The organism is Vibrio sp. 1401 (assembly GCF_033340295.1).
On sequence record NZ_JAWOWF010000206.1, the window covers coordinates 1 to 889 of the forward strand.

Here is an 889-nt window from a genome sequence, read left to right on the forward strand (position 1 = left end):
GCATTCGTTCACTGGATGAGCAACAACAGAAGTTTATTACGCGTGTTCCAATGACCATTAAATCAGCCAAAGAGGCCTTAATGAACCTTGAGCCAGAGCAGCTGAGCCATATCGGCAATGGCTACTCGGGTTGTTGGGTTGACGCTGATTATGGCTCGGTATCTCAGAAGTGGCTGTTGATTCATAGTGAACAAGCAACCAAGCGAGAACAGGTAACGTTTTATAAGAACTTAGACAAAAATATCACCAAAGAGCTGAAAGCGCTGGGACAACTAAAGAAAAAGCAGTTTGCTTGCGCAGTGGATGCCGAGCAAGCAATGAGCGACTTCGCCAACCAGTGTCATTTGCTTGGCTTCGCGCAATCAACCATCGTTAAAGAGCCAATTTATTCAGGTCGTGGTCGGCCGAAGAAAGATGAAAAGCCGACGGGATACCACTATTTGATAGATGCTACGCCTTATACCGATCTAGAAAAGGTGAAACTGGCCAAGCTTAAAGTAGGTATGTTTATTCTCGCCACCAACGATACTGACAACACCGACCTAACAATGGTTGCATTGCTTGAACATTACAAGTCTCAGCAAAAGGTCGAACGCGGCTTTCGCTTTTTGAAAAGCCCTGAGTTCTTAACATCATCAATTTTCCTGAAGAAACCTCAGCGAATCGAGGCACTACTGATGATCATGACGCTGAGCCTACTCGTCTACGCAAGCTTAGAGCACAAAATCCGAGAGAGTCTCACTAAGGCCGAGGAATTCTTTCCTAGCATGGTAAAGAACAAGACGACAACTAAACCGACGGCACGTTGGGTATTCTTAAAATTCGAAGGTATCGACACACTCGAATTTGGCGGCCAAAGCTTCATAACGGGTGTTCAAGAGCATCAGAC

1 protein-coding gene is annotated in these 889 nt (G+C 45.6%); it reads left to right on the forward strand.

Annotated elements, in window-relative coordinates; genetic code table 11:
- Positions 1-889 (forward strand): IS1634 family transposase (locus R7Z77_RS24585; RefSeq protein ID WP_318136957.1); only part of this gene is annotated, 889 nt, incomplete at both ends.